At 61.2% G+C, this 1,162-nt stretch carries 2 protein-coding genes and 1 pseudogene; 1 reads left to right on the forward strand and 2 read right to left on the reverse strand.

What is annotated here, in order from left to right:
• Together ABT116_RS48635 and ABT116_RS48640 are read right to left on the reverse strand one after the other, a co-directional pair.
• Positions 1-92 (reverse strand): DUF6390 family protein (locus ABT116_RS48635; protein WP_351647973.1); only part of this gene is annotated, 92 nt, incomplete at its 3' end.
• Positions 92-307, reverse strand: a pseudogene (locus ABT116_RS48640) (hydrogenase expression/formation protein HypE); the annotation flags it as partial. The gene ABT116_RS48635 and the pseudogene ABT116_RS48640, both read right to left, overlap by 1 nt.
• A 14-nt stretch (positions 308-321) precedes the next feature.
• Here ABT116_RS48640 and ABT116_RS48645 point away from each other — a divergent pair.
• The coding region (locus tag ABT116_RS48645; RefSeq protein ID WP_351647971.1) for an AMP-binding protein at positions 322-1,162 on the forward strand (841 nt) is incomplete at its 3' end.

The following is a 1,162-nucleotide window of genomic DNA, read 5'->3' on the forward strand; positions in this document are numbered from 1 at the left end:
GAAGGATCGTCGGGTCCGCAGTAACCCAACTCGTTCGGCGGATATGCGTAACGAGCAAACAACGCCGGCCCGTTGATACCGACGGCAGTCATCAGCAGATCCGCGGAAGTTGTTCACCTGCAGGCAAATCCACTACCCGATTGCCTCCCAATGCCGTGCGCGCCACCACCATTCCGCGATGTTCGGCCACGCACTCCCCGATCACGGCGGCTCCCACACTCAGTGAATTGCCGCGCATCGCTTCCAGAATTCGGTCGGCATCGGCTCGCGGAACGAAGGCGATCAACTTGCCCTCGTTGGCAACGTACTACCGATCTCCTGTTGGTTGCCGACGGACAGTTCCAGGCGCGCGCCGAAGCGGCGCAGACTCGAGTGATGTCACTGTCAGCCCTCGAATCGGCGTGTGAATTAGTTACGGCGGGAACAGGTTCAGGCTTCGGCGGTCAGGGTCGAGCTTTGTATCTCTTCTACACCGGTGGAACTACCGGTGAGCCGAAGGGCGTCATGCTCAGGGATCGATCCTTGGTCGCCAATGCCTGGGCCTGCACCACGTGGGAGTGGCCGGCTGATACCACCATGCTGCTCACTACGCCGATGTCTCATGCTGCCGGTCTGCTCGTCGCACCCGGTCTGCTGCGAGGTGCAAGCTTCGAGTTGCACCGGTCGTTCGACCCGGACAGGGTTGTCGATTCAATCGAAAATGACGGAGTCACAGCTACATTCGTCGTTCCTACGATGCTCTACGCCTTGCTCGACCATCCACGTCTGTCGGATGCGAATCTGTCCGGGCTGAACTGGATGCTTTACGGTGCTGCACCCATCGACCCCACCAGGCTCGCGCAGGCAGGGGCGGTGTTCGGGCCGATCCTCAGCCAGCACTACGGTCAGGCCGAAGCCCCGAATGCGTTGACGGTGCTCGATACACGTGAGCACACGGACGATCCCGCAGTTCTGGGGAGTTGTGGGCGCGCGATGCCAGGTGTCGAAGTGGTGTTGTTCGACGAGCAGGGAAACGAGACCGCGACGGGCGTACCCGGCGAGCTTTGTGTGCGAGGTCCGCTCGTGATGGACGGCTATTGGAACAAACCTGAACAAACCGCTGCAGCGCTCGCGAATGGGTGGTTGCACACCGGCGACGTTGCTCGGATCGACGAAACTGGGC

The sequence above is a fragment of the Streptomyces sp. NPDC002130 genome, from assembly GCF_040296465.1.
Classification (GTDB): Bacteria; Actinomycetota; Actinomycetes; order Streptomycetales; family Streptomycetaceae; genus Streptomyces.